Source organism: Flagellimonas profundi, from assembly GCF_017313275.1.
GTDB classification, from domain to species: domain Bacteria; phylum Bacteroidota; class Bacteroidia; order Flavobacteriales; family Flavobacteriaceae; genus Flagellimonas; species Flagellimonas profundi.
On the sequence record NZ_JAFLNM010000006.1, the window covers coordinates 80437 to 106068 of the forward strand.

26 protein-coding genes and 2 tRNA genes are annotated in these 25632 nt (G+C 41.3%); 15 read left to right on the top strand and 13 right to left on the bottom strand.

Annotated elements, in window-relative coordinates; translation table 11 throughout:
* Positions 1-7: 7 nt before the first annotated feature.
* Positions 8-688, bottom strand: a complete 681-nt coding sequence (gene folE / locus J0654_RS17960; protein ID WP_207030499.1) for a GTP cyclohydrolase I FolE — start codon at positions 686-688, stop codon at positions 8-10.
* 133 nt (positions 689-821) lie between these two features.
* On the opposite strand from folE, the gene J0654_RS17965 reads away from it, so the two are divergent.
* Both J0654_RS17965 and J0654_RS17970 read left to right on the top strand, forming a co-directional pair.
* The gene (locus J0654_RS17965) at positions 822-2624 is read left to right on the top strand and encodes a T9SS type B sorting domain-containing protein (protein ID WP_207030500.1); all 1803 of its coding nucleotides are present in this window, start codon (positions 822-824) and stop codon (positions 2622-2624) included.
* A 109-nt stretch (positions 2625-2733) separates the two neighbouring features.
* Positions 2734-4176, top strand: coding sequence for a T9SS type B sorting domain-containing protein (locus J0654_RS17970; protein WP_207030501.1), 1443 nt, complete (start codon positions 2734-2736; stop codon positions 4174-4176).
* 50 nt (positions 4177-4226) lie between these two features.
* Here the strand turns inward: J0654_RS17970 and J0654_RS17975 are convergent, their stop codons facing one another.
* Both J0654_RS17975 and J0654_RS17980 read right to left on the bottom strand, forming a co-directional pair.
* Positions 4227-5729 carry an OmpP1/FadL family transporter gene (locus J0654_RS17975; protein ID WP_207030502.1) on the bottom strand — a complete coding sequence of 501 codons (1503 nt, stop codon included), beginning with the start codon at positions 5727-5729 and terminating at the stop codon, positions 4227-4229.
* A 36-nt stretch (positions 5730-5765) separates the two neighbouring features.
* Complete coding sequence (locus tag J0654_RS17980) at positions 5766-7097, bottom strand: hypothetical protein (protein WP_207030503.1); 1332 nt, start codon at positions 7095-7097, stop codon at positions 5766-5768.
* Between the two features lie 94 nt (positions 7098-7191).
* On the opposite strand from J0654_RS17980, the gene proS reads away from it, so the two are divergent.
* From proS to rpsT, 4 genes are all read left to right on the top strand, one after another.
* On the top strand, positions 7192-8667 hold the full coding sequence (gene proS, locus J0654_RS17985) for a proline--tRNA ligase (protein WP_207030504.1): 1476 nt from the start codon (positions 7192-7194) through the stop codon (positions 8665-8667).
* 80 nt (positions 8668-8747) lie between these two features.
* Positions 8748-8819: transfer RNA gene (locus J0654_RS17990), tRNA-Glu, on the top strand.
* Positions 8820-8891: 72 nt separating this feature from the next.
* A tRNA-Glu gene (locus tag J0654_RS17995) sits at positions 8892-8963 on the top strand.
* Positions 8964-8998: 35 nt separating this feature from the next.
* Positions 8999-9250, top strand: a complete 252-nt coding sequence (gene rpsT / locus J0654_RS18000; protein WP_207030505.1) for a 30S ribosomal protein S20 — start codon at positions 8999-9001, stop codon at positions 9248-9250.
* A 70-nt stretch (positions 9251-9320) separates the two neighbouring features.
* Here rpsT and J0654_RS18005 read toward each other — a convergent pair whose 3' ends face one another.
* From J0654_RS18005 to rho, 5 genes are all read right to left on the bottom strand, one after another.
* Positions 9321-10007, bottom strand: a complete 687-nt coding sequence (locus tag J0654_RS18005; RefSeq protein WP_207030506.1) for a hypothetical protein — start codon at positions 10005-10007, stop codon at positions 9321-9323.
* Between the two features lie 98 nt (positions 10008-10105).
* Positions 10106-10792, bottom strand: coding sequence for a hypothetical protein (locus J0654_RS18010; RefSeq protein ID WP_207030507.1), 687 nt, complete (start codon positions 10790-10792; stop codon positions 10106-10108).
* Positions 10793-10896: 104 nt separating this feature from the next.
* Positions 10897-11463: a hypothetical protein gene (locus J0654_RS18015; protein WP_207030508.1), complete on the bottom strand. Its 567-nt coding sequence runs from the start codon at positions 11461-11463 to the stop codon at positions 10897-10899.
* A gap of 131 nt (positions 11464-11594) precedes the next feature.
* On the bottom strand, positions 11595-12263 hold the full coding sequence (locus J0654_RS18020) for a hypothetical protein (RefSeq protein WP_207030509.1): 669 nt from the start codon (positions 12261-12263) through the stop codon (positions 11595-11597).
* 133 nt (positions 12264-12396) lie between these two features.
* The gene (gene rho, locus J0654_RS18025) at positions 12397-14010 is read right to left on the bottom strand and encodes a transcription termination factor Rho (RefSeq protein ID WP_207030510.1); all 1614 of its coding nucleotides are present in this window, start codon (positions 14008-14010) and stop codon (positions 12397-12399) included.
* 189 nt (positions 14011-14199) lie between these two features.
* Between rho and J0654_RS18030 the strand changes: the two genes are divergently transcribed.
* Entirely contained in the window at positions 14200-14610 is a 411-nt protein-coding gene (locus tag J0654_RS18030) for a DUF4293 domain-containing protein (protein ID WP_207030511.1), read from the top strand.
* 69 nt (positions 14611-14679) lie between these two features.
* Here the strand turns inward: J0654_RS18030 and J0654_RS18035 are convergent, their stop codons facing one another.
* Both J0654_RS18035 and J0654_RS18040 read right to left on the bottom strand, forming a co-directional pair.
* The gene (locus J0654_RS18035) at positions 14680-15636 is read right to left on the bottom strand and encodes an MBL fold metallo-hydrolase (RefSeq protein WP_207030512.1); all 957 of its coding nucleotides are present in this window, start codon (positions 15634-15636) and stop codon (positions 14680-14682) included.
* 3 nt (positions 15637-15639) lie between these two features.
* Positions 15640-16134 carry a metallophosphoesterase family protein gene (locus tag J0654_RS18040; protein WP_207030513.1) on the bottom strand — a complete coding sequence of 165 codons (495 nt, stop codon included), beginning with the start codon at positions 16132-16134 and terminating at the stop codon, positions 15640-15642.
* An 88-nt stretch (positions 16135-16222) separates the two neighbouring features.
* Here J0654_RS18040 and truA point away from each other — a divergent pair, with 88 nt between their 5' ends.
* Positions 16223-16978 carry a tRNA pseudouridine(38-40) synthase TruA gene (gene truA, locus J0654_RS18045; RefSeq protein WP_207030514.1) on the top strand — a complete coding sequence of 252 codons (756 nt, stop codon included), beginning with the start codon at positions 16223-16225 and terminating at the stop codon, positions 16976-16978.
* Positions 16962-18734, top strand: a complete 1773-nt coding sequence (locus tag J0654_RS18050; RefSeq protein ID WP_207030515.1) for an ABC transporter ATP-binding protein — start codon at positions 16962-16964, stop codon at positions 18732-18734. Before truA ends, J0654_RS18050 begins: the two co-directional genes overlap by 17 nt.
* Here the strand turns inward: J0654_RS18050 and J0654_RS18055 are convergent.
* The 3 genes from J0654_RS18055 to folP are packed head-to-tail and all read right to left on the bottom strand — an operon-like array spanning position 18731 to position 21161.
* Positions 18731-19498: a DUF3667 domain-containing protein gene (locus tag J0654_RS18055; RefSeq protein ID WP_207030516.1), complete on the bottom strand. Its 768-nt coding sequence runs from the start codon at positions 19496-19498 to the stop codon at positions 18731-18733. The genes J0654_RS18050 and J0654_RS18055 overlap by 4 nt on opposite strands.
* Complete coding sequence (gene cdaA / locus J0654_RS18060) at positions 19495-20283, bottom strand: diadenylate cyclase CdaA (protein WP_207030517.1); 789 nt, start codon at positions 20281-20283, stop codon at positions 19495-19497. The genes J0654_RS18055 and cdaA overlap by 4 nt, the downstream gene beginning before the upstream one ends.
* A 44-nt stretch (positions 20284-20327) precedes the next feature.
* Positions 20328-21161, bottom strand: a complete 834-nt coding sequence (gene folP / locus J0654_RS18065) for a dihydropteroate synthase (RefSeq protein ID WP_207030518.1) — start codon at positions 21159-21161, stop codon at positions 20328-20330.
* A 95-nt stretch (positions 21162-21256) separates the two neighbouring features.
* Between folP and J0654_RS18070 the strand changes: the two genes are divergently transcribed.
* From J0654_RS18070 to J0654_RS18095, 6 genes are all read left to right on the top strand, one after another.
* Complete coding sequence (locus J0654_RS18070) at positions 21257-21799, top strand: DUF1599 domain-containing protein (protein WP_207030519.1); 543 nt, start codon at positions 21257-21259, stop codon at positions 21797-21799.
* Entirely contained in the window at positions 21796-22890 is a 1095-nt protein-coding gene (locus J0654_RS18075) for a BT_3928 family protein (RefSeq protein ID WP_207030520.1), read from the top strand. The genes J0654_RS18070 and J0654_RS18075 overlap by 4 nt, the downstream gene beginning before the upstream one ends.
* Before the next feature lie 29 nt (positions 22891-22919).
* Positions 22920-23669, top strand: a complete 750-nt coding sequence (tpiA, locus tag J0654_RS18080) for a triose-phosphate isomerase (protein WP_207030521.1) — start codon at positions 22920-22922, stop codon at positions 23667-23669.
* Between the two features lie 3 nt (positions 23670-23672).
* Positions 23673-24506, top strand: coding sequence for a 50S ribosomal protein L11 methyltransferase (gene prmA, locus J0654_RS18085; protein ID WP_207030522.1), 834 nt, complete (start codon positions 23673-23675; stop codon positions 24504-24506).
* A 22-nt stretch (positions 24507-24528) separates the two neighbouring features.
* Complete coding sequence (locus tag J0654_RS18090; RefSeq protein ID WP_207030523.1) at positions 24529-24804, top strand: ATP-dependent Clp protease adaptor ClpS; 276 nt, start codon at positions 24529-24531, stop codon at positions 24802-24804.
* Between the two features lie 165 nt (positions 24805-24969).
* Positions 24970-25581: a hypothetical protein gene (locus J0654_RS18095; protein WP_207030524.1), complete on the top strand. Its 612-nt coding sequence runs from the start codon at positions 24970-24972 to the stop codon at positions 25579-25581.
* Positions 25582-25632 lie beyond the last annotated feature (51 nt).

Sequence of the window (25632 nt, forward strand, 5' to 3'; positions counted from 1 at the left end):
TTGGTGTTTAAAATTCGGTATCTAGGTTGATGTAATCCAAAAATTCTCTCCGCGTGGCTTCTTCCTTGAACTTTCCACCATATTCAGCAGTTACTGTACTGCTGTCAATATCCCGTATTCCTCTGGAATTCACACAAAGGTGTTTGGCATCGATAACGCAAGCCACATCTTCTGTGCCCAATACCTTTTGAAGCTCTTTTACAATTTGGATGTTCATACGTTCCTGAACTTGGGGCCGCTTTGCAAAATAATCCACTACGCGGTTCATTTTGGAAAGGCCGACAACGGTTCCGTTGGAAATGTAGGCGATGTGCGCCCGCCCAACAATGGGCAATAAGTGGTGCTCGCACGTGGAATAGACCACAATGTTTTTTTCCACCAACATTTCGCCATACTTGTACTTATTGTCAAAAGTTGATGATTTTGGCTTTCTGTCAGGGTGCAATCCGCCAAAGATTTCCTGCACATACATTTTGGCCACTCGTTTTGGAGTGCCTTTTAAACTGTCATCATCCAAATCAAGACCCAGGGTAAGCATAATTTCCCTTACGCTTTTTTGTATTCTTTCGATTTTTTCTTCATCGCTCAATACAAAAGCATCGTCCCTCATTGGGGTATCCGTTGAGGAACCAACGTGGTCGTTTCCTCTTTCTTCATATTGTTCTTCCAATGCCTGCTCTAGTTTCATAGCTACTGCTTAAGAGGAGCAAAGATATACATTAATGACCGATTTAACATCTGCTATCGGGGGTTTGACAACATAAATTATTGTTAACCCTAGCACCACGGTACTTTTATAATGCCCAAACCTACAGTCTTTTATGTTTAGAACCTTAACAAAGACCTTGTTGATACTATTATTTTGGCAGACGGCGCAAGCGCAGGTGGCCCAAGATTGTGCAGATGCTATTCCTATTTGTAGCAATACGCCGATCAATGGGGGAACCAGTGGTTTTGGTTTGGACGACTTTAATGGCGCTACGGCCAGTGGTTGTTTGGAGCCGACGGTAACGGGTACTATCGAATCCAATTCCGCATGGTATCGTTTTAGGACGGCCGAAGCGGGGCAATTGGGTTTCAATATTGGACACAATAGTAACGAGGACTGGGACTTTGCCCTTTACCGAGCTACCGATTGCAGTGATTTGGGCGAACCTGTCCGTTGTAACTTTTTTGATAATAGTGAAAATACCAGTTTCATTGGGGTAGGGGAAGACCCAACGGGTAATGTGGACTCTGTACATTATGAAGACTGGCTTCAGGTAGAGGCTGGAGAGGACTATTACCTATTCATTAACAACTTCAGCAATGTAAATTCTGGATTTTCCATTCAGTTTACCGGCAATATTTGGGTGGATTATCCCAATAGCGCATTGGATTGTTCCATTGTAAGCAATTTATTGGGACCCCCGATTTCTGCTTGCGAGGGGGATAATGTGGTATTGGATGCCACTACTTCCGGGGCCATCAATTATGAGTGGTATATTGATTCGGGAAGCGGTTATCAACTTATCGCAGGAGCCAACGGGGCAACGTACAATGTTCAGAATACAGGGCAGTACCGAGTTGTAGTCATCACATCTGCCGAAAATATTGTGAGTGATGTACAAGTTGGATTCAATGAAGTGCCCGTTACAGGTGTGATTGCAGATGAAACCTTTTGCCACGAGGTTGATATGGCCTTTGACCTGAACAGTAAAAACACGGAAGCCTTGGGAGGTATGGATCCTGATGATTTTGTTGTCAGTTACCACAGTTCGCAAACCGATGCGGACATGGGTGTCCATCCCTTCGAAAAACAACATATGTTGATGGGAGGTTCCGAAACCATATATGTTCGAACCACCTCCTTGGCAAACCCAGATTGTTACGATGCATCGCAACGCTTTGTTTTGAATCCCATTGAAACCCCAATATTGACTTTTGATGAGCAAGCGGTAATCTGCGAAGCTGTTGGAAGTATAGAAATAGGGGAAACACAGCCCAACCCCGATTATATCTATCTGTGGAGTACGGGAGAGCAGACCCCGTCCATAACAGTGTCCGATGCGGGAGAATATACGTTAACAGTTACTAATCAATCCAACGGAATTAGTTGTGAAGCTAGTCGCACGGTATCTGTCGAAATTTCAACGAATCCCCAAATCTCCAGTATCGATATAGAGGATATGAGTGTGAACAACACGGTAACGATCAATACGGAAAACAATGGTATGTACGAATTTAGTATGGATGGGGGGGAGTATCAAAGCAGTAATGTTTTTGAAGCCGTTCCTCCTGGTGTACACACCGTAAACATGCGCGATCTTTTTGGTTGTGGAGTGGTCGAAGAAGATATTGTAGTGGTAGGGTATTTGGCCATTTTCTCACCCAATGGCGATGTGTTGAACGAAACCTGGCAGATAGAAGGTCTTTCAACCTTGAATTCGCCTATTGTTACGATTTATGATCGGTATGGAAAACTCATCAAGCAAATGAACGAGTTCGACGCCGGTTGGGATGGAAGTTTTCAGGGGAAGCCTTTACCGTCCACCGATTATTGGTTCAAACTATCGTACATTGATGCCGATGGAAACCGGACGTATGCCAAATATTTACAAAGTCATTTTTCCTTAAGAAGATAATAGCTGGTTCGTTCATCGATTAACTACAAATTTCTTCGGTTAAAACATACTAAAAGAAAGAATTAGGGAGTTATACAGCTTATAGAATAACCAATAGCCCCAAAATTCTATGCGAGCTCTATTTAGCGCTATTTGTTTCTTTTTTCTTGCACAAGTGGTTAGCGCACAAAACTCCCCGGATTGCAGAACAGCAATACCAGTTTGTGCAGATGCGCCTATTTTGGGAACTACCGATGGTGGGGGCGATATTGATGATTTTGATCCTGAAGTCATTACGCAGACCGGTTGTTTGGAAAAGGGAAGTGTCAGTTCCGCCAATATTGAGAACAATACGGGATGGTTTGTATTTAGGGCTGGTACGGATGGTCAGATCGGTTTTGATGTTGAAGCCATACCTGTAAACCCAGGTAGTCCAATTACCGCGGAATGGGACTTTGCATTGTATGGCCCTTTTGACGAAACTTCCAATGAAACCTTTTGTACCATTATTGGGGATGGTTCCGCACAACCGATACGATGTAATTACGAATACAATGAGACCAATTTTACAGGAATAGGGATAAATCCAGTTGATGGGCGCGAAGGGGCCCCGTTTGTAAAAGGAAGCCAGAACACTTATGATGAATGGTTGAATGTTAGGCAAGGAGAGGTTTATTACCTCTACATCAATAACTACAATACCAATTTTGATGATGAGCCAGAAGACTTTATCTTAACCTTTACGGGCAGTTCGGTGGATGAAGATCAAAATACGGCGTTGGATTGTACGTTAAGGGATGAGTTCTTAGGATTCGATATTGTTGCCTGTGAAGGTGATCCTGATATTGTGCTTTCTGCCTTAAACTCTCCTGTAGGACCGAGCATTGCGAATATTACTTGGGAATTGGACGCAGAAGATGATGGTACTTACGAAACAATTTTGGCTTCAGGGGCCGGAGAAACTGAATTGACGGTCTCGAGCCCAAATTCCGGTCGTTATCGTGTTACTATCGAATCTACATTTGGAACAACCGTTACCGATGATATCCTCATTACCTTTTATGGGACGCCCGAACTTGATGAAGTTAGAGTGATCGATGATTTGGTTAATAGTGAACAAACAGACCCTTACAATATTGAGATCGTTCCGGTGGGTGATGGTAATTACGAATATGCGATCAATGGAGGTGAATTTCAGGACGACCCAGTGTTCTATGATGTGCCACCTGGTACGAATACGGTTGTAATAAACGATAAAAATGGCTGTGGTGCTACCGAGCCCATCGAGTTTTTAGTGGTCGGATATCCAAAATTCTTTACACCAAATAGCGATGGTGTCCACGATAACTGGAATGTTTATGGGGTAGAACAGTTGATCAACCCTGTAGTGTTCATTTTTGATCGTTACGGAAAGCTATTAAAGCAAATTGATGTGAACATTGGATGGGACGGCACCTTTAATGGAAGGGATATGCCCTCTTCGGATTACTGGTTTAGATTGGATTATGAACGGGACGATGATGGTGTTTTGGTCGCTACATCGGTTCGTAGGCATTTTTCGTTGGTGCGATAAAAAAGGCCGGAATTTCTTCCAGCCTTCTATATAATTTTCTTTTTCTCTTTTTAGAATTTTAAGGTATAGCCCAAAGAAATGTTGGTGTTTATTCTATTGATCAGTGCAGCGCTATCAATACCGCCATCAAAGAAGTAAGAGTTTATATCTTGTTCTGTTCTGCTATAGGCCAAATCTAATCGGCTTGCTCCAAAGTTGTAACCGATACCTGCGGAAAAACCGTTTAGGTCACCAATAAAATCACTGTTCTCATAAGGACTTTCCTCAAATCTGTAACCTGCCCTAAGACTTACCTCTTCTATTCGGTATTCCCCGCCCAAACGATATGAGTTCACAGCTCCCAAGGTGCTGGCAATAAAATCGTTTTCCGCGGTAAAATTTGGGTCGGAAGTAGGCCTAAGCTCTGCTTTGGACATGTCTTGATAGCTGTAATCCAAGCTTATGAGTCCATCTTGCCCAAACACAAGGGCAACACTACCGGTGTATTTTTCCGGTGTTTTTATTCTATATTCATCATAAAGATTTACAATGTTAAAGTTGATGAAATCAATGTCCGATACCGCTAGGTTACTATTGATTCGTTGGCTGGTGTCATCTGTCAATGTATACCACGTTGGTGATTGATAACTACCGCCGATTCGAATGGACTGATTTACTTTTGCAATTGCTCCTAAGCTAAAAGAGAAACCATAGCCTTCGGTATGAAGCAAATTATCGAAAGAGGTATACTGGATCGGTGAGTCCGCATCGTAGCCATCTTCATCAAGATAGGAGACCCTATCATATATAACATTGTGGAAGTTCACCGATGCACCCAAGTACAAATCTTCCTTATACTGACCGGCAAAATTTAAAGTGAATTTGCTATTGTAGCCGGATGTGTTCTGTAAATATCTTTGATTTACACTTCCGTATTGTGCATTGGAGAAATAGGAAGTGTTTTGATCATCGTCTTCAACAGGTTCTATAATACCGGATTGAAACCCTAAAAATGCTTGTTGGGCCGAGTATCCCAGATTGGCACCGATATCCAAATAAGCATCCTCTATGAATTCTCCCTGTTGTGTACGTAGTGGCCCCAAGGGCTCTCCTTGTGCAAAGTTGAGGAAATAATTGTCTACACCTACAGCGGTGTTCCCAGATGCGGTAAATTCATTATCAAAATTTTGCACCATGTCGTAGTTGAATGCCAATGCAATTTTTTTCCAGGGACTATCTGTTGACGAATTGAATACAAATACACCACCAACTTGATTGAAATCCAAAGAATTGGAGGTGGTACTTCTTAGGCTATTGCCATAAAGTGCATCATTGTTTATATGATAGTTAGAGCCTGTAAACCCTATCTCACTAAAATTAAAGACTGCTGAACCAGCAGGGTTAACATTAAGGGCGGACAAGTCGCCACCCAATGCTCCAAATGCTCCTCCCATTGCCTGAAACCTCGCGGTTCCTTGAAGGTTTTCCGTACTGTAGCGGAGAACATCGTCAATGGTCTGTGCACTTGCGAAAGTGCATGCCAATACCATGATGAAAGTCAATATTCTTTTCATTTCTTCTGATTTAGATTAATCGATGAGTTTATGGAATTATGGTCTACCGCCACCTCTACCGCCTCTTCCTCCGGAAGAACGGGATGAGCCTGAAGATCTTGAGCCGCCGGAAGATCTACTTACTCCGGAGCTTCCTCTGGAACTACTTCCTGAGCTTCGATAGCTTCCTCGCGAACTACTTCTTGATGAACCGCTGCTGCGGTAACTTCTAGAACTGGACCTGCTTGAAGATCTGTTGTAGTTTCTGCTAGGTACAGCACTTCTGGATTGGTAGCTTCTTGTGCTTCGTCCAGAACTTCTGTAACTTCTGGATGAAGGCGAACTACTTCTATTGTAGCTTCTACTGCTCCTAGTTGAAGAAGTTCCGTAAGAACGTCGTGCAGTAGTTCTTGAGCTTCCACTATAACTTGGGGAAGTTCTGGTGCTTCTACTTGTTCTGTAATTTCTGTTTCTGGCAACGGCATCGGCACTTATAGATCTTCTAACGTTTGACCTATTGCTATATCCTTGAGAGCTTCTTCTTGCCAAATTGTTATTGTTGCGGGACAAGTTCGCATTGGAACGCCCACTGTTGTTTCGTATTCTGCTGGCGTATCCATTGGATCTAGATGTGAGTGTGGTTCCAGGTATGCGGGAGGAGTATCCTCTTCTTCCTCTCATATAAGCATAGTCTCCATATCCTCTACCATAATACGGACGGTTCCAATAGTTGTTGTAGTATCCGCCCCAACCGTAGTATCCGGCCCAGCCCCAGCCATTGTATGGGTATCCCCATCCGTAGTATCCGGCCCAGCCCCAACGATTGAATCTCCATGGGTTGTTCCAACCCCATCCCCAACTGTAGTAAGGACTGTTCCAGCCCCATCCCCAATTGTTATATGGGTTGTTCCATCCCCATCCGCCATTCCATAACCATGGGTCGTTCCAACCCCAACCGAGGCCGCCCCATCCCCAACTATTGTCATAAACGTTGATGGAGACATTTGTGGGGTTATCACCCCAGCCAGGGTTTCCGTTGTAGTTGTTGTTGTAAGCAAAATAATCGGTTTGCTCACCGTAAGGAACAGTATCGTTTTGAACTTGGCTGGAATAGCTGTCAATGTCGGTAAAAACCTCGCTGTCCAAAATTTCACCATACTCGTTTGCCTTATCCCCGAAATAATCTCCGTAGATATTACTTTCTTGTTCTTCAATTCTTACCGCTTCGGCATTTTTCTTTTCAACCCTTACAACTCGGTTATTGGAAGAATAAATTCCGTCATCGTAATATGAGGCTTGTTGGTAGGAACCGCAAGAAGCCATAAAAAGGGCAATAACCATCAATATGGCGAAGGTTCTGAATTTATTATGGAGTAAAGACTTTAACATGGCGCAATTTTTATTGTTGAACATACTAAAAATAATTAGTTTTACCCAATCATTACATGACTAAAGTCACAAGTTTTGTGCCAAACTACAATAGATGGGTAAAAATTTAACGAGCAGAGCAGAAGATTATTCCAAATGGTATAACGAACTAGTAGTAAAGTCAGATTTGGCTGAAAACTCAGGTGTTAGGGGGTGTATGGTCATAAAGCCCTATGGGTATGCCATCTGGGAAAAAATGCAAGGTCAATTGGATAGAATGTTCAAGGAAACGGGCCACGAGAATGCATATTTCCCGTTGTTCATCCCAAAATCATATCTAAGCAAAGAGGCCAGTCACGTAGAGGGGTTTGCCAAGGAATGCGCCGTGGTTACCCATTACCGATTGAAAAATGCCGAGGACGGCAGTGGTATTGTGGTGGATGAGAACGCCAAACTTGAGGAGGAGCTGATCGTTCGTCCAACTTCCGAAACCATTATTTGGGATACTTTTAGAAAATGGGTGCAATCTTACAGGGATTTGCCGCTAAAAATAAATCAGTGGGCCAATGTGGTGCGCTGGGAGATGAGAACACGACTTTTTTTAAGAACTGCCGAATTTTTGTGGCAGGAGGGCCATACCGCACACGCTACTAGAGAGGAAGCTGTGGAAGAAGCAGAACTTATGATGAATGTTTATGCGGATTTTGCCGAAAAATATATGGGTGTTCCCGTGATCAAGGGAACCAAAACCGAGAGCGAGCGTTTTGCCGGTGCGGAGGAAACCTACTGTATAGAGGCTTTGATGCAGGATGGAAAAGCATTGCAGGCGGGTACTTCACACTTTTTGGGCCAGAACTTTGCAAAGGCTTTTGATGTCAAGTTTGCCAACAAAGAAGGTAAGCAAGAATACGTTTGGGCCACATCTTGGGGTGTTTCCACGAGATTGATGGGCGCTTTGGTCATGACGCACAGCGATGATAATGGGTTGGTGCTGCCACCACAATTGGCACCGATTCAAGTTGTAATTGTACCGATTTATAAAGGATTGGATCAGTTGGATGCCATTTCGGAGAAAGTGGATCCATTGGTCAAGGCATTGCGGGATAAAGGCATTACTGTTAAATATGACACCCGAGATACCCATAAGCCCGGCTTTAAATTCAATGAGTATGAGCTAAAGGGTGTTCCCGTGCGCTTGGCGGTTGGGCAGCGTGATTTGGCCAACGGTACCTTTGAGGTGGCGCGGAGGGACACATTGACCAAGGAAATCGTAAAGGCGGAAGAGGTTGTGAACAAGGTGGTGTCCTTAATGGATGAGATTCAGGAAAACATCTTTAATAAAGCCCTTGATTACAGAAAGGAACATATCACCAAAGTGGATTCCTATGATGAGTTTAAAAAAGTTATCGAGGAAAAAGGTGGTTTTGTTTCCGCCCATTGGGATGGAACTGTCGAAACCGAGGACAGGATAAAAGAAGAGACCAAAGCCACTATTCGTTGTATTCCTTTGGATGCAGAAAACGAAGAGGGCAAGTGTATTGTAACAGGAAAACCTTCCCATAAAAGGGTGTTGTTCGCAAAGGCCTACTAAACAGCTTGCAAAAAATAAAAAATACTGTTGCAAGACTTAAAAATAGTTGTATTTTTGCATCCGCAATTATGCAACCATACGGCCCGTTCGTCTAGGGGTTAGGACGCCAGGTTTTCATCCTGGTAACAGGGGTTCGATTCCCCTACGGGCTACTAAGAAGAGTTTTAAGCTAAAAAGAAATTAGTTTTTAACTTTGTAGTTTGAAATTTTGAAATTGAAATAATGGCCCGTTCGTCTAGGGGTTAGGACGCCAGGTTTTCATCCTGGTAACAGGGGTTCGATTCCCCTACGGGCTACAAAAAAAGGATTTAGAAAGAATTAAATTTAAGCAATGGCAAACCATAAGTCAGCATTAAAGAGAATCAGAAGAAACGAAGCAGTACGTTTGCGTAACAGGTATCAGCACAAAACTGTGCGTAATGCCATCAAAAAATTGCGTAACGAGGAAGATAAAAAAGCTGCTGAAGCTTTGTTGCCTACTGTAGTTGGTATGATTGATAAATTGGCCAAGAAAAACATCATTCATAACAATAAGGCCGCAAACCTTAAGAGCAAGTTGATGACCAAGGTTGCAACAATGTAATTCTTGTCAAATAAAAATATGTTGAACGCCTCCAATTTGGGGGCGTTTTTTATTTTGGTCGAATTCCATTCTATCTAAATGCTTTTCTTCTTCCGGTAATGGCGCCAATGATAAATGATGAATGCATAAATACTACGGCTATCATCAGTACTTGGAATATGGGGTATTCGAGGTAGATTTTTGGTATCTCGTGAACAATAAAATATACTATCGGAAAGCAGGTGTAAAAAACTGCCAGTCCCATGCTGGTCCAGAACATAGTGTTGTGTATTTGAGAATATGAACTTTGTTCGGACCTCTTTTCCTTGATATACAATCCAATGGAGAACAGTAAAATAAAGGAGGATATGATATCCGCATAATAGAGACTGGCATGAAACGGATTTTGGAAGAACAGGCTGGCCATAAATGACAAAATACTTGCCAATGCTCCATACAATACCCAAGCTTTATGTTTTTTGACCTTTAAAACATGCCAATAGATATAATAATAGAACAGGAAAGAAACCAATGCATAAATATTATAGACAATTACATTGTGGTTGCTGTAGCTGTCATCTGAAAAAAATTGGAATTCTTCATAGCGCAAAATCAAGACGGCCAACATTTCGGATAGAAATGTGTACATGATAAAGATGGGAAAATATTGCAAAGGCGTATCATAATAGGTGCGGTATCGTAAAACCACGACAATCCATGTCACAAGGTAGATTGGAATAGTATAATTGTCGATAAGAAAATCGTAGAATTCTTTCATTGGGCTTGTTCCCGTGCCGTTAATTCTAAAAATACAGCAATTTTCCTGTTCTTGGAAACTTTGTTTTTTATCTTGGGATCAAGATCAAGGAAATGGTTTTATCGAAATGCTTTTCTGCTGTGGATAAGAACACCGACCAAAAAGGTACCGTACATAAATAAAATCAATATCCGCAATATGGTCCTTAGGTGATAATCAATCCAGATTTCAGGAATCTCATAGCCTATCCAAAACAGGAAAGGGAAAATGGAATAAAAGATCACCAATCCCAGGCTCATCCAAAACATGAGGTTGCGTTTGTTGGGGTAGATGGTAGATTCACTTCTTTTTTCTTTAAAATAGAGCCAAATATTAAAAAGTAAAATAAAGGAAGCGAGCATATCGGCATAGTAAAGGTTGCTATACAATGGATTTTGAAAAAATAGACTTACCACATACCCGATAATGCTTGCCAAGGCTCCTATTTTTATCCATTTTCTGTACGTCTGGTTTTTAACAACTCTCCAGTAGATGTAATAAAAAAACAAAAAGGATATCACCGAATAGATATTGAATATAATCACATTGTACCAACTGTACTTTTCAATATCAATGATCTGGAATTCATCAAAATATTTAATAAAATACCCCAATAACTCCGTAAGGAAGGTATACATTAAATACATTGGATAATACTTTAATGGAGTATCAAAATAGGTGCGGTATCGGGCCATGGCCACAATCCATACGATAAGATAGAATGGAAGAATGTATTGCTCTGAGATAAATGTATAAAATTCTTCCATGGTTCCCTGGCCAACCAGTTAGCTTTCAGTGCTTTTGTTGAAAATCAAAAATAACGTAAAAAAGCTGTGGAAGTGAATCTATTTTAAAGGCCTTTGATTTTTGATCATCTAAATGCTTTTCGTTCACCTAATAAAAGTCCCAACATGTAAAAGCCATACATAATTGCTATGAGTACAAATAATATTTTTTGAAAGTGATAATCATACCATACATGATCATCTATAGATCCCAGTAAAAAAATGTATGGAGTTATGGCATAAAAGATAAATGAACCTGAGCTTACCCAAAAAAGCAAATTTTTCCCTTGATGGTAGGAGGAGTTTTCATTTTTCTTTTCTTTAAAATAAAATATTATGCATCCCAATAATACCCACGATCCAACAAGTTCTGCATAGTATAGACCTCTATACAATGGATTTTGGAAAATCAAACTTGTCAAATAACTCACAAGAACTAGAAAAGCTCCATACTTTACAAGTTTTTTATGTTGAGTTCTTTTTAAGGTTTTAAAGTAAACCCAATAAAAAAACGCATATGCAATCAACTGATAGATATTATAGATTATAATGTTTAAAGAGGCATATTTTCCTTCGGAAAAAAATTGAAAACTATCATTGAACTTAATAAAGTACCCTAATAAATCAGTAAAAAAGGTATAGGCGATAAACATCGGGAAATATTTTAGGGTCGTGTCAAAATATTTCCTGTAAGTCAACACCGAGATTATCCATGTCACTAAATAAGTAACTAGGAAAAATTGCTCTTTAAGAAAAGAAATTAGATCTTCGATTACATTCCGGTTTAGTAATCACTATTTGGGGGAGGGGAGGAATTCCCTTTGTTCAAAACAAGGCTTTGAGGGTCATCCTGAACCATATTTGGCAGCATGCTTGCATAGGACTTACCTCCTTTTTTATTTTGGCCTACAGCTTTGCCGCCCACAGCATCCTTGATCAATTTGGCACTACCGTCGGCTCCGATATAAAATCCGTATTCTGCACCATCTACAATCATAGTGGGAACAACAAAAATAGAATTTTGCCTAGGATGCACTATTTTTTTTCCATCTGGAAAATCCGGTTTGTCAGGATAATTTGCGAAATAAAATCGAAAAGAACTTATTTCTACTCCAGCACTATCAGCTTCTTGTTCAGCAAAAGCGATATAAGTTTTTAGTTTATCATAGCCAAAGGAAGTAAATCGGGCCGGAACAAACGCTACATCCCCACTTCCTCGTTCTGCTTCAAATTGCTGAATCATGTCCACCCTGTTTTTGGTATAGTTATCGTAAAGGGATTTTGACTCTTCCAAGGAAATTATGCCTTCGGGTGGCGCAATAGGTTCTTTTTGAGTGGTTTTAACATCCTTTGTTTCGGTGGATTCTTCCTTTTTAGGACCTTGCTGACAAGCTCCCAACATCAAAAATGTGGCCCCGAAAAGTGCAAGAAAGGCCGTTCTGTAGTTTATCATAGTTAAGTGTTTATAGTTCAGTTTTTGGGGAAACTGAACTAAAGATATGCCTTTTCTATAAATTGACTCAACAAAAAGCCCTTCAAAAAACTTGAAGGGCTTTTAATACTATGATATAGAACCTTGTAGGATTTTACTCGTTCATGGTGAGTAAAAATTCCTCGTTGTTCTTGGTTTGCTTTATGCGTTGTTCTATAAACTCCATGGCTTCTACAGGGTTCATGTCCGCTAAGTATTTGCGTAAGATCCACATGCGTTGAATGGTATTTTCGTCCAACAACAAATCATCTCTTCGTGTGGAGGAAGAAATAAGGTCGATCGCAGGGAAAATTCTTCTGTTGGATATTCTTCTGTCCAACTGGAGTTCCATATTACCTGTACCCTTGAATTCCTCAAAGATGACCTCGTCCATTTTGGAGCCTGTTTCCGTTAATGCCGTAGCGATAATGGAAAGTGAACCTCCGTTTTCGATGTTACGCGCAGCACCAAAGAAACGTTTTGGTTTGTGCAGTGCGTTCGCATCCACACCACCACTCAATACTTTACCGGATGCTGGTTGTACGGTGTTGTAGGCACGGGCCAAACGGGTAATGGAATCCAACAGGATCACTACATCATGACCACACTCTACCAATCGTTTTGCTTTTTCCAATACAATATTGGCAACCCTTACGTGCTCGGTGGCTTCTTTGTCAAAAGTAGAAGCAACCACTTCGCCACGTACATTGCGTTGCATATCGGTAACCTCCTCTGGACGCTCATCGATCAATAAAATGATTTGATACACCTCTGGGTGATTGGCCGCTATCGCATTGGCGATATCCTTCAATAACATGGTTTTACCCGTTTTGGGCTGGGATACGATCATACCTCTTTGTCCTTTCCCGATGGGGGAGAACAAATCCATGATTCTTGTGGAAATAGTACTTTGTTTTTCCGCTAATTTGAATTTTTCCTTTGGAAACAACGGGGTAAGATGTTCAAAAGCAACCCTATCACGAACCACTTGTGGGTCAAGTCCATTGATTTTGTTCACTTTGATCAGCGGGAAATATTTTTCACCTTCTTTGGGAGGTCTAATGTTCCCCAAGATAGTGTCCCCGGATTTAAGCCCAAACAGTCTTATCTGTGATTGGGACACGTAAATATCGTCGGGGGAAGAAAGATAGTTGTAATCGGAAGACCTAAGGAACCCATAACCATCTTGCATAATATCCAACACACCTTCACTTTCAATAATGCTGTCGAACTCGTACTCAGGTTCTTTGTACCTGTTTCTCAAGTCCTTGTCAAAATTGCTGTTCTTTTTGTCGTGGTGGCCTTTGTTATGTTGGGTGTTTCTTCTGTTGTTTTGATTCTTTTGGGAATTGTTACTACCCTGTGACTTGTTGTCTTGAGGCTTGTTATCCTGTTTTTGAGGTTTTCCCTGTGGTTTGGAGTCGTCTTTTTTGTTCCTTGGCTCTCTTTTCTGAGGCGCTTTTTCAGGTTTGTCCCCTGTGGTGTCTTTTTTGGCCTCCGTGGTTTTGGGACGTGGAGCCCTTGTTCTTTTTGGTTTAGGGGCCGGTTTTTCTTCTTTGGTCGCAGCAACAGTTTCTGCAACAGCTTTAGGGTTGGAGGCCTGTACGTCCAATATTTGGTATACCAGGTCCAGTTTTTTCAATGATTTGAATTTGGGAACATTAAGATCCTTTGCAATCTCTTGCAACTCAGGAAGCTTTTTAGCTTTTAGATCTGAAATCTCGAACATTAAGTAATGGAATAAGTTAAACTTGTGATTCTAAAATTTGAAGTAAAGTTATTTTTGGATACTACTGGAGAAAGAATTCCGAGGTAGGTGCTTGATAATAACATGACAATATTACAAATAATTTTTCAAGAATAAAGCCTTATTTATCAAAAAGACGCCTATTTTTGCCATTCGAAATCGATTTGAACAATGATTCAGCGGATACAAACGTTATATTTACTTATAGTAGGCCTTATTTCGGGAATACTTCCGTTCTTTATGAATCTATGGGTCGAAGTGGGCGGCAAAGAAGTGTTTGCCCAGGATGAAGTTATGTTAAGCCTCGTTTTTTACGTAATTACCGTATTGGCCGTAGTATCGATTGTAATGTACAAGAAACGACAAAATCAATTTGTGGTGAACAGATTGAATATGATATTGAACCTTTTTTTACTAGGATTTTTCGTTTATCGATCGCTAAGCTTATCCGGAGAAACTGTGGTTTCTGAGAAGGGTATTGGGATGCTGATTCCTGTATTTTCTATCGTTTTTCTGGTCCTGGCCAACAGGGCTATCAAAAAGGATGAAGATCTTGTAAAATCTGTTGATCGCTTGCGTTAAACCTAACATCTTAGTAGTATTAGTGCGAAAAAACCCTGGCTTCGGCCGGGGTTTTTATGTTTGTAAGGTCTACAGACCGATCTTTTGATCAAAAGCTGAGATATGGAAACCTGCCTCTATAACTTTTTGATAGGAGTCACTGTTTTTGTTCAAAAGTGCGTTGGTATGATTAAAATGGATAAAGTGAACTTTGGATTTTTCACTTTTGGGTAGGTTTTTGAACAAACGGATACTTTCAATAACAAAAGGATGGGGAATTTCGGAAATATTTCTTGAGTTGATCTCAGGACCATCAAAAAATGTGGCATCCAAAAAAGCAAAATCCACATTTTGTATTTCTTTCAAAATATCCTTTTCCCATTTGGACCATTTATCGATGTCGGGAATGAACAAAACCGATTTGTTCGGCCCGATGATCCTATAACCTACGGTTTCGGAATATTCATCCCGGTGCGGCACGGTGAAAGGAACAACTTTTATGTTTGGCGTAAGTTGAATGGTCACCTCATTTTTTATGGGTCGTAGTTCCATGTTTTTCAACGAGACAAGTTGTTCCCAAGGTCCGTTGGACTCCAAGAACGCTTTCATTCGTGGCATTGCATATACAGGTACTTTGTTTCCGCCCAGGGCTTCCCTGCCCAAATACATCAAACCAGTGTAATGGCCAATATGGGCATGTGTTACAAAAATTCCGTCAGGGGTTTCCCTGTTACTACGGGCATGTTCCTTTAAGAGTTTCAGTTGGGAGGACATATCGGGAGTGGCCTCAAAAAGATAGCTTTTTTTATTTTTATGATCTACCAACCCCAAGGAAACTACTTTTCGGGTGGGATCGGGATTGTTAAAGAGTTCTGCACAACACGATTTTTGACAACCTATGTGGGGACTGCCGCCATCTTGAACGGTTCCTAAAATATGAAGGGTGACCGCACTTTGTTCGGGTTGGGATGTGGAATCCTCATTTTTGGAGGACCTGGTCGAACAGCTTGCCAAGAAAATTGCCAGTATGATCAGATCGTATTTCATTCTTTATCTTTTTCCCAATTCAATAACCTCTAAATCCGTAATCTTTTCGCCATCAATAACAAAGCGCAGCATGGTCCGCATTTGATGAAAACCATGCTTTCCGCATGCCCCTGGATTCATGTGCAGCAGCCCAAGCTTTTTGTCGTGCATTACTTTTAGTATGTGGGAGTGCCCACAAATAAAAAGTTTGGGCGGATTGTTTCTGATTTCATCCCGAACACGAATGTTGTAGCGGTTGGGGTAGCCGCCAATGTGGGTGATCCAAACATCGACCCCTTCGCACATAAACCTGTTGTTTTCCGGAAATTCTTTTTGAATCACATGGTCATCAATATTTCCATGCACACCCCTTACAGGCTTAATGGCTTCCAGTTGATCGGTTACACTAAGACTGCCAATATCGCCTGCATGCCAAATTTCATCGGCTTGGGCCGCATACTTTAAAATGGTTTTGTCCATGTGCCCATGTGTATCGGAAAGCAGTAAAATCTTCGTCATTTCGCTAAAAATATGCTAAAAACTATCCGTTGGATTTGTGTTGGAAAGGATTGAATTATCTTTATCGACCTAAAAGTAAGGGATCCCATTGAGATATTTTATCCAATTTTCTTATTTCGGAAAGGCGTACCACGGATGGCAGAACCAACCCAATGCCATCACCGTGCAAGAGGTTTTGGAAAAGGCCCTGTCCACATTGCTCCGTGAAAAGGTCGAAGTGGTAGGTGCCGGAAGGACGGATTCAGGAGTGCACGCCAAAGAAATGTTCTGTCATTTGGATGTTGATGCAGTTTCGGATATTGATGAGCTGGTGTACAGGTTAAATGCCTTTTTGCCCGATGATATTGCGGTACAGGCAATTATTCCAGTTGCCCAAGATGCCCATGCCCGTTTTGATGCTGTGGGACGCACTTACGAATATTGGTTGGTTAAGGAAAAAGATCCTTTTTTGTTTGATCATGCCCATTTTGTAAAACATCCTTTGGATGTGGATTCCATGAACAAGGCGGCTAAAATATTGTTGGACTACACGGACTTTGAATGTTTTTCCAAATCCAATACCGATGTAAAAACATTTGATTGCGATGTTCACGAGGCATTTTGGACCATTGATAAGGAGAAATGGGTGTTCACCATTACCGCCGACCGTTTTTTACGAAATATGGTCCGTGCGGTGGTAGGTACATTATTGGATGTGGGCATGGGGAAAATGGCTCCGGAAGGCATCCATCAAATTATTGCAAGTAAAGATAGGGGAGAGGCAGGCGTCTCCGTCCCCGCAAAAGGATTATATTTGACCAAGGTTTCATATCCAAAAGAAATTTTTGATGAGCAAAAAGGATGATGTAGGGAAAGCGTTTGATTTTAGACTGTTCAAGCGGGTTTTTTCACGGACCAGGCCCTACAGGGGCATCTTTTGGTTGGTGGCCATTGTGGCTATTTTGTCCGCGGCCTTTGCCGTCGGAATACCATTATTGGTAAAAACGATCATCAACCAATCGTTGGAAAACAAGGATGCAGGTCAATTGCTCAACAATGTTTTATTCATGTTGGCCTTTTTGCTCGGTCAGGTGACCACGCAGTTATTGTTCAACTATTTTGCAAACCTGTTGGGAGAGTCGGTGATTCGGGATATCCGAATCGACCTTTTTGAAAAAATGACCAGCTTTAAAATGACCTACTTCGACAACTCTTCGATAGGGGTGCTGGTAACCAGAGCGGTAGCGGATATGCAACGTATTGGCGAAATTTTTAGTCAAGGCTTTTTTATGATCGTGGCGGATGCCCTAAAAATGTTGTCCGCAGCCATAATTATGGTGGTTATCAACTGGAAATTGGCGTTGATTGTCTTTGCCATCCTCCCAGTTATTTTGATAGCTACGCGTCTCTTCCAACAAGCCATGAAAGTGGCTTTTATCGAGGTGAGGGCGCAAGTGTCCAACCTTAACTCTTTTGTGCAGGAACGTATTGCCGGGATGAAGATAGTTCAACTGTTCAACCGCGAAGAAATCGAAAAGGAGAAGTTCCGTGTCATTAACGAGAAGCATCAAAACGCTTGGTTGAAGACGGTCTGGTACAACTCTATATTTTTCCCTGTGGCCGAAATTTCCAACTCCATTGGTATTGGTTTGGTCGTATATTTTGGGGTGATACAAAACATTGAAAATGTTGGGATGGACAACAAAGGAGCTATCGTGGCTTTCTTTTTCTTGATGGATCTGTTGTTCCGCCCGCTACGTCAAATCGCCGATAAGTTCAATACCCTTCAAATGGGAATGGTAGCTGCCAATCGAGTATTCAAAATTTTGGATACCGATAGCCATATTGATGATAAGGGTACCGTAGAGAAAAAAGTTGTAAAAGGGGATATCGAGTTTAAGGATGTACACTTCGGCTATGTGCCCGATGAAGAGGTGTTGCACGGTATATCGTTTGATGTAAAGGCGGGTGAAACCGTTGCTATTGTGGGCGCTACCGGAGCGGGAAAATCCACTATCATCAATTTGCTCAACCGATTCTACGAAATCAACTCTGGTAAGATCTTGGTAGATGGTGTCTGTTTGGAAGATTATACCCTACGTTCGTTACGTTCACATATTGCCATAGTATTGCAAGATGTTTTCTTGTTTGCGGACACCATAGCGCATAACATTTCACTACGCGATGAATCCATTACCGAGGAAGAGATAGAGGCTGCTGCCAAGCAAATAGGGGTGCATGAGTTTATTTCCAGTCTTCCGGGTGGTTACCAATACAATGTGAAGGAACGGGGAACCATGTTATCCAGCGGTCAACGTCAATTAATTGCCTTCTTGCGCGCCTACGTAAGCAATCCAAGTATCCTGATTTTGGATGAGGCCACATCTTCTGTGGATACGTATTCCGAGCAATTGATCCAACAAGCCACGGACAAGATTACCGAAGGCAGGACTTCCATTATTATCGCTCACCGCTTAGCGACCATCAAAAAAGCGGATAAGATCATTGTGATGGATGCAGGCAAGATCATTGAAATTGGAACACACAAAGAGCTTTTACAAAAAGGTGGCTACTACAACGATTTGTACAATGCCCAGTTCTTGGCGGAAGAAGTCGCCTAATTTGGTGGTTTAAAATCTTCAATATTTATGTTTCCAGTTAGATAACCGATCAGGAATATCAGTATGCCAATTCCGATCATAAGAATGATAAGCATCACCATATAGGCCAGTGCTCTGAGTAACGTACTTACCGGTCCTGTGTGATGGACCTTCCTAAAGACATAGAACTGATAAAGTACGACAATCAGAAGGAAAGTATAATTGAACAGGTCATAGCGAACATCAAAAAATCCGAAAATAAGAAGTCCTGATAATACTTGAACAAAGGATACTTGCCCGAAAATAAAGGCATTTGCCACCAAATGTTCCGTGTAGTTCAGTTTTTTCTTGTCTAAGAACAGGAGCCATGTGAACATGGCGTAAATTGGTATGATCAGGTAAGACATCAGCCCTTGGTAGTCAAAAACAAAATCCAGGTCGGGTGTTTTTTGGTTGTTCAGACTGTTTTGGGTGAGATGTATATGGTAAACATTTCTTAAAACATAAAACAGGATTCCGGAAAGCGTAACCCCAATAGCAAAAAAGCTGATCGGGTTCATATATCGTTTTCTGGTACCGCTGATATAACTATTGATTACTTCATCGGGTCGGGTAAATAAATGTTTTATTGTTTTAAACAGTGTGTTGTCGAGGTTGAAGATTTGAAAACTGATGTCTTCCCAGACATTCTTAAAGGTCAATCTATGGTGAATTACTTTTGCTCCACAAGTTGGGCAATAACTAAAATCTGTTCTCAGGTCGTTATCGCAATTCTTGCAGATCATTGCTCCAAATCCTTTTTGATTCGCTTTATCAATTCCTCCCTCGCTTTGAAGGGAACAAATTCACCATTTTTAATATAGGATATAGAGCCCGTCTCCTCACTGACCACTAAACAAAGTGCATCGGTTTTTTCTGTGATTCCCACGGCCGCCCTATGTCGCAACCCAAAACGAAGGGGGATGTTACGATCGTTGGAAACAGGTAGGATTACCCGTGTGGCCGTGATAAAATTATCTTGGATCACAATGGCTCCGTCATGCAAGGGGCTATTCTTGAAAAAAATACTTTCCAAGATGGGTTGGGTCACCTTTATGTTCATGGCATCCCCTGTAGATTTTACAAAATCCATGGAATTGTTGCGCTCGATTACAATAAGGGCTCCCGTTTTTGAAGTTCCCATCCGTTCACAAGCACCTACAATGGCCTCTACATCCGTTTTGGTGGAAATCGCCTCCTGTTTTAGGAATTTAAAATGCTTGAAAATATTACGTTTCGAAGCAAAATTGGTAGACCCGATCATTAACAGAAACTTTCGGATTTCCTGTTGGAACACAATGATGAGGGCAATCAGGCCAATGTTCATAAAACCACCGACCATGCTGCTGATCATTTTCATCTGAAGCAATTCGGTAAGTTTCCATAGGGCCCAAACGATTACTATCCCAATAAAAATATTGATGGCAACGGTACCCTTGACCAGTTTGTAAATATAATAGAGCAATGCGGCCACAAGGACAATGTCGATGACATCCGTAATCTTAAAGTCTAGAAAATTTAGAAAATCCAACCGCAGCGTTTTTGTAAAATTAGCAAAAATAGAAGAACCTCAAATTAGAGCGCATTCTCTTTTAAGGCCTCTACAAGTTTAACACATTCCACGGCTTCTTTTACATCATGTGCCCTAATAATATTTGCGCCTTTTAAAAGAGCGATGGTGTGCAAGGCCGTGGTGCCGTTCAAGGCCTCTTTTGGAGATGATCCCAAAACTTTATAAACCATAGATTTTCGGCTCAAGCCTATTAAAATGGGCAAACCAAAGGTTTGGAACATATCCAGGTGGTTGAGCAGTGTATAGTTTTGTGCCGTTGTCTTGGCGAATCCAAAGCCCGGATCTATAATGATGTCGTTGATTTTTTTTGCTGTGGCCTCTTTTACTTTTTCAGAAAAGTATAACCTGATATCATGGATCAAGTCGTTGTACGTCGCTTCTTTTTGCATGGATTGCGGAGTACCTTTCATATGCATCATAATGTACGGCACTTGATATTTGGCAATGGTGTCAAACATCGCTTCATCCAGATTTCCTGCCGCAATATCGTTGATGATGGCCGCACCATGTTCAATACTTTCCGCAGCAACTTTACTTCGAAAGGTGTCCACGGAAATAATAGTATCCGGAAATTTTTTCAGGATAAGTTCAATAACAGGAACCATCCGTTTCAACTCTTCTTCTTCCGGAACGTGCTCTGCACCAGGGCGGGAACTGTAAGCGCCCATATCTATAAAAGTAGCCCCATTTTTGAGCATGTAATCAACTTGGTTTAGGATGGATGCTTCGTCCTTGTACTTTCCGCCATCAAAAAAAGAATCGGGTGTAAGGTTGAGTATGCCCATTACCTTGGGGGTTTTTAGGTCTACAAGTTCACCTTTGCAGTTTATGGTCATAAAAAATATATGCTTTGTTGGGTTTCATTATCTTTGGCAAAGTGCTTGTGGGCACAGATAAGTTGGACGAAATTTACGCAAATTAGCAACAATACATGCAGCAGACTTCCCAACAATACGATGCGGTAATACAAACCTGTCGTGAATTGTTTTCAAAAAAGGCCAAGGATTATGGCACCGCTTGGCGCATCCTTAGGTTGCCTTCCTTAACGGATCAGATTTTTATAAAGGCACAGCGGATTCGCGGTCTCCAACAAAATGATGTGCGCAAAGTGGACGAGGATGAGCGTTCCGAATTTATCGGAATCATCAACTATTCCATTATGGCGCTCATACAGATCAAAAAGGGAGTGGTGGAACAACCTGACCTTACCGCAGAAGAGGCTATCGCACTTTACGATGAGGAAGTCGCTATCACCAAAAAATTGATGGAGGACAAAAACCATGATTATGGTGAAGCTTGGCGAGATATGAGAGTAAGTTCGCTCACGGATTTGATTTTGCAAAAATTACTCCGGGTAAAACAGATTGAGGACAACCAAGGGACGACTTTGGTGAGCGAAGGTGTGGATGCGAATTATCAGGATATGGTTAATTATGCGGTTTTCGCATTGATTCATTTAAACGAAGAAGAATGAAATATTTGGTCTGGATATCAAGAATTATAGTAGGGGTGTTGTTCATTATCAGTGGACTGATCAAGTTGAACGATCCAATGGGTTTCTCCTTTAAATTGGAAGAATATTTTAGTCCAGGGGTGTTGGATTTGCCTTTTTTAACCCCATTGGCATTGAGCATCTCCATTTTTGTGGTCATTGTCGAGGTAATTCTGGGTGTTTTGCTCTTGGTGGGCTTTAAACCCAAATTTACCGTGTGGAGTCTTTTGTTAATGATCGTCTTCTTTACATTCCTCACGTTCTATTCGGCCTATTTTAATAAAGTGACCGATTGTGGGTGCTTTGGTGATGCCATTAAACTAACGCCGTGGGAATCCTTTACCAAAGATGTGATTTTGCTGGCATTTATTTTGATCCTATTTTTCGGCAGAAAATATATTACACCCTTGTTCAGCCCCAAGACCAACTGGATTGTTGGGGGAGTGGCTCTGTTGGCTTGCATTTTGTTCGCCAATCACGTATTGGCCCATTTACCTTCGGTGGATTTTAGGCCTTATAAAATTGGAGCAAACATTCAAGAAGGAATGTCCGTTCCCGAAGATGCGCCAAAACCCATTTATGAGTATGCATGGCGTTTTAAGGTGAACGGAGAGGATCAAATTTATATTACTGAGGGTGATTACCCCTCGGTAGATGGGGAGTTTATTGATGTGGAAACCACGGAAGTTCAAGCAGGATATGAGCCACCGATTCATGATTTTACCATTGAACAAGAAGGACAGGACTATGCAGGAGAACTACTGGAAGAAGATAAGCTGGTGATGGTGATTGCATACGATATGGCAAAAAGTGACCTTGATGCCTTTGAGGGAGTTGACGAGGTTACAGCAAAAGCAAAACAAAATGGCTATAAGGTTATTGGTATGTCCGCTTCGAGCAGCGATATGGCCAATCAGATAATCGATACCTACGGACTGGATTTTGAATTCTATTTTACAGATGAGACCACTTTAAAAACCATTGTACGTTCCAATCCGGCTATTTTGGTACTCAGCAAGGGAACTATTCAGCAAAAGGTCCATTACAACGATTTTGACGAACTTACTTTCTAATCATAACATTAAAGAAAAAACCAAATAATATGAGAACAAAGATTGTTGCAGGAAACTGGAAGATGAACAAGAACCTTCAGGAAACAGAGGAGTTGTTGGCCGAGCTTTCTGCTAAACTACCCGATACAGATGCCGATGTAATCGTAGCGCCAACGTTTGTAAACCTTCAAGCGGCAAAGCAAGCACTTCAGGATTCCAAAATACAGGTTGCGGCCCAGAACATGCACTTTGCTGAAAGTGGAGCTTACACAGGTGAAATTTCTGCCGATATGTTGCTTAGCCTAGGTGTGGATATTGTGATTTTAGGTCACTCCGAAAGACGTGCCTACTTTGGTGAAGACGATGAATTATTGGCCAAGAAAGTGAAGACCGCTATTGATAAAGATCTGAGAGTGATCTTCTGCTTTGGTGAAGAATTGGAGGATAGAAAATCCGATAACCACTTTGCCGTAGTGGAAAGTCAATTAAAGAATGCCTTGTTTGACCTTGATGCCAGCGCTTGGAGCAAAATAGTGCTTGCTTATGAGCCTGTTTGGGCCATAGGTACCGGCGAAACCGCAAGCCCCGAGCAAGCTCAGGAAATGCATGCGTTCATCAGAAAAACCATTGCGGACGGATTCAATGCATCCATTGCCGAAGATGTGTCCATCCTATATGGAGGAAGTGTAAAGCCTGCCAACGCAGCTGAAATATTTTCAAAACCTGATGTTGACGGAGGTTTGATCGGGGGTGCTTCATTAAAGGCTGAAGATTTCACGGATATCATCAAGGCGATTTAAAGAATGTCCTTGGTTTACCTCGAATACGATTTTAAAATAAGTCCCCTCCAACCTGCATCGGATATTTTGATTGCGGAGTTGGGGGAATTGGGATTTGAAAGTTTTGTGGAAAACGAAACCGGTCTTTTGGCCTACATTCTCAAATCCGAATGGCAGGAAGATATATTGGAGGAACTTTTTGTTACTCAGAATCCAAATTTTGAAATCAGTTGGACCAGCAAGGAAATTGAACAGCAGAATTGGAATGCCGAGTGGGAGAAAAACTTCCATCCGATAAAAGTAGGCGACCGATGCATGGTACGTGCGCCCTTTCATGAAGCTGTTGAGGTGGAGTACGATATTGTGATAGAACCCAAAATGAGTTTTGGAACGGGCCATCACGAAACTACGCATATGATGCTACAGCATATTCTGGATAATGATTTCGAAGGAAAATCGGTCCTGGATATGGGATGCGGTACAGGTGTCCTGGCCATTTTGGCCAAAAAGCGAGGGGCTGCTGATACGGAAGCCATCGATATTGATGAATGGTGCTTTCTAAATACCCAGGAAAATGTGGAACGAAACGACTGTTCGGATATCAAAGCCTTTCAAGGTGACAGTAGTTTGCTCAAAGGCAAAAAGTTTGATGTTATTCTGGCCAATATCAACAGAAATATCTTATTGGAGGACATTCCTGTTTATGCAGATTGCCTTAATAAGGGAGGAACACTATTTTTAAGTGGCTTCTATTTAAGGGATTTAGATGCAATTTCTTCAAAATGTGGTGCCTACGGTTTGGAATTTGAAAAAAATCTGGAGAAGAACAAGTGGGTTGCAGCAAAATATGTAAATTAGAAAGTAGTAAACTTCGTTAGCTATGGGTACTAGAGAAAAAGAGTTGGAAGATGTCCTTCTGGAGGAAGAAATCACTAATGAGCATGAGATAGTTCTTTTTAATGACGATGTAAACACTTTTGATCACGTCATAGAAACCCTTATAAAAGTATGTGAGCACACTCCCGAACAGGCAGAACAATGTTCCTTGATCGTGCATTACAAAGGAAAATGTACGGTAAAAACAGGAGAGTACTCTTTTCTAAAACCCAAATGCAGCAAGCTGTTACAGGCTGGCTTGAGCGCTGAGATCGTATGAAGTCCTCATTTTGTATTTTGGTTATTTTATGATAGTTGATCTTTGAATGATGCTTCAAAACAAAAAGTTGATGAATTTTTTGCCCTGACCTAGAGTAGCTTACCGTCCCATTTCTTTACATTTAGCCACAATAATCAAAAAAACACTAACCACCCATTCTGAAAAATGAGTGAATTTTTTAAGGCTGAACTAAAAGATCGTTTTTTGGAATATGCTCTGGAACGAAACGACTATTTTGAAATCCAAACTCTTTACGACGAATTTTTGAGGCCCAATTACAGTCTGGAATACGTTCAGAAACTGGTTAAGGAAATCCAAACGTACGACCCGGATTTATTGGATGTAATGAGCGGCAATGGGATGGACATATTTATGTTGGCATCCACGCCAAGTACAGAAGATTTTTTGAATGAGGGAGGGTTTATGAATCTTTATGTAAAAGAAGAGGAAAAGTGGGATACGTTTTTGGGACATTTGTCCAATACCCCAAAACTCTCCAAGGATGAAAAGAGGCGCCTTAAAAAAAGCGCACCAACTTTAAAACGGGAAAAGACCTTGCTCATAGGTTTAATTGTGGCGGTGGCCATAAGTTTTTTGTTTACCGTGGTCAGTATTTTTAAAGAAACATTGTTTGAACCGGAATATGTTCCTGCCGATGAGTTTGAACGTAAAATGGACCAATTACGGGAGCAATATATTTTAGATAACGAGAAGCTTCAGCAGGAGTTAAAGGAAACACAACGGATACTGGATTCTTTGGAAAAGAAGAAGCCATAAAAAAGACTGTAACTTAAAAATTACAGCCTTTTTTATACACATAACTTCATG

Bases quoted from the DNA above. Each gene is read 5' to 3' on its own strand.
- folE (WP_207030499.1), bottom strand. From the start codon at position 688: ATGAAACTAGAGCAGGCATTGGAAGAACAATATGAAGAAAGAGGAAAC.
- J0654_RS17965 (WP_207030500.1), top strand. From the start codon at position 822: ATGTTTAGAACCTTAACAAAGACCTTGTTGATACTATTATTTTGGCAG.
- J0654_RS17970 (WP_207030501.1), top strand. From the start codon at position 2,734: ATGCGAGCTCTATTTAGCGCTATTTGTTTCTTTTTTCTTGCACAAGTG.
- J0654_RS17975 (WP_207030502.1), bottom strand. From the start codon at position 5,729: ATGAAAAGAATATTGACTTTCATCATGGTATTGGCATGCACTTTCGCA.
- J0654_RS17980 (WP_207030503.1), bottom strand. From the start codon at position 7,097: ATGTTAAAGTCTTTACTCCATAATAAATTCAGAACCTTCGCCATATTG.
- proS (WP_207030504.1), top strand. From the start codon at position 7,192: ATGGGTAAAAATTTAACGAGCAGAGCAGAAGATTATTCCAAATGGTAT.
- rpsT (WP_207030505.1), top strand. From the start codon at position 8,999: ATGGCAAACCATAAGTCAGCATTAAAGAGAATCAGAAGAAACGAAGCA.
- J0654_RS18005 (WP_207030506.1), bottom strand. From the start codon at position 10,007: ATGAAAGAATTCTACGATTTTCTTATCGACAATTATACTATTCCAATC.
- J0654_RS18010 (WP_207030507.1), bottom strand. From the start codon at position 10,792: ATGGAAGAATTTTATACATTTATCTCAGAGCAATACATTCTTCCATTC.
- J0654_RS18015 (WP_207030508.1), bottom strand. From the start codon at position 11,463: ATGTTTATCGCCTATACCTTTTTTACTGATTTATTAGGGTACTTTATT.
- J0654_RS18020 (WP_207030509.1), bottom strand. From the start codon at position 12,263: ATGATAAACTACAGAACGGCCTTTCTTGCACTTTTCGGGGCCACATTT.
- rho (WP_207030510.1), bottom strand. From the start codon at position 14,010: ATGTTCGAGATTTCAGATCTAAAAGCTAAAAAGCTTCCTGAGTTGCAA.
- J0654_RS18030 (WP_207030511.1), top strand. From the start codon at position 14,200: ATGATTCAGCGGATACAAACGTTATATTTACTTATAGTAGGCCTTATT.
- J0654_RS18035 (WP_207030512.1), bottom strand. From the start codon at position 15,636: ATGAAATACGATCTGATCATACTGGCAATTTTCTTGGCAAGCTGTTCG.
- J0654_RS18040 (WP_207030513.1), bottom strand. From the start codon at position 16,134: ATGACGAAGATTTTACTGCTTTCCGATACACATGGGCACATGGACAAA.
- J0654_RS18050 (WP_207030515.1), top strand. From the start codon at position 16,962: ATGAGCAAAAAGGATGATGTAGGGAAAGCGTTTGATTTTAGACTGTTC.
- J0654_RS18055 (WP_207030516.1), bottom strand. From the start codon at position 19,498: ATGATCTGCAAGAATTGCGATAACGACCTGAGAACAGATTTTAGTTAT.
- folP (WP_207030518.1), bottom strand. From the start codon at position 21,161: ATGACCATAAACTGCAAAGGTGAACTTGTAGACCTAAAAACCCCCAAG.
- J0654_RS18070 (WP_207030519.1), top strand. From the start codon at position 21,257: ATGCAGCAGACTTCCCAACAATACGATGCGGTAATACAAACCTGTCGT.
- J0654_RS18075 (WP_207030520.1), top strand. From the start codon at position 21,796: ATGAAATATTTGGTCTGGATATCAAGAATTATAGTAGGGGTGTTGTTC.
- tpiA (WP_207030521.1), top strand. From the start codon at position 22,920: ATGAGAACAAAGATTGTTGCAGGAAACTGGAAGATGAACAAGAACCTT.
- prmA (WP_207030522.1), top strand. From the start codon at position 23,673: ATGTCCTTGGTTTACCTCGAATACGATTTTAAAATAAGTCCCCTCCAA.
- J0654_RS18090 (WP_207030523.1), top strand. From the start codon at position 24,529: ATGGGTACTAGAGAAAAAGAGTTGGAAGATGTCCTTCTGGAGGAAGAA.
- J0654_RS18095 (WP_207030524.1), top strand. From the start codon at position 24,970: ATGAGTGAATTTTTTAAGGCTGAACTAAAAGATCGTTTTTTGGAATAT.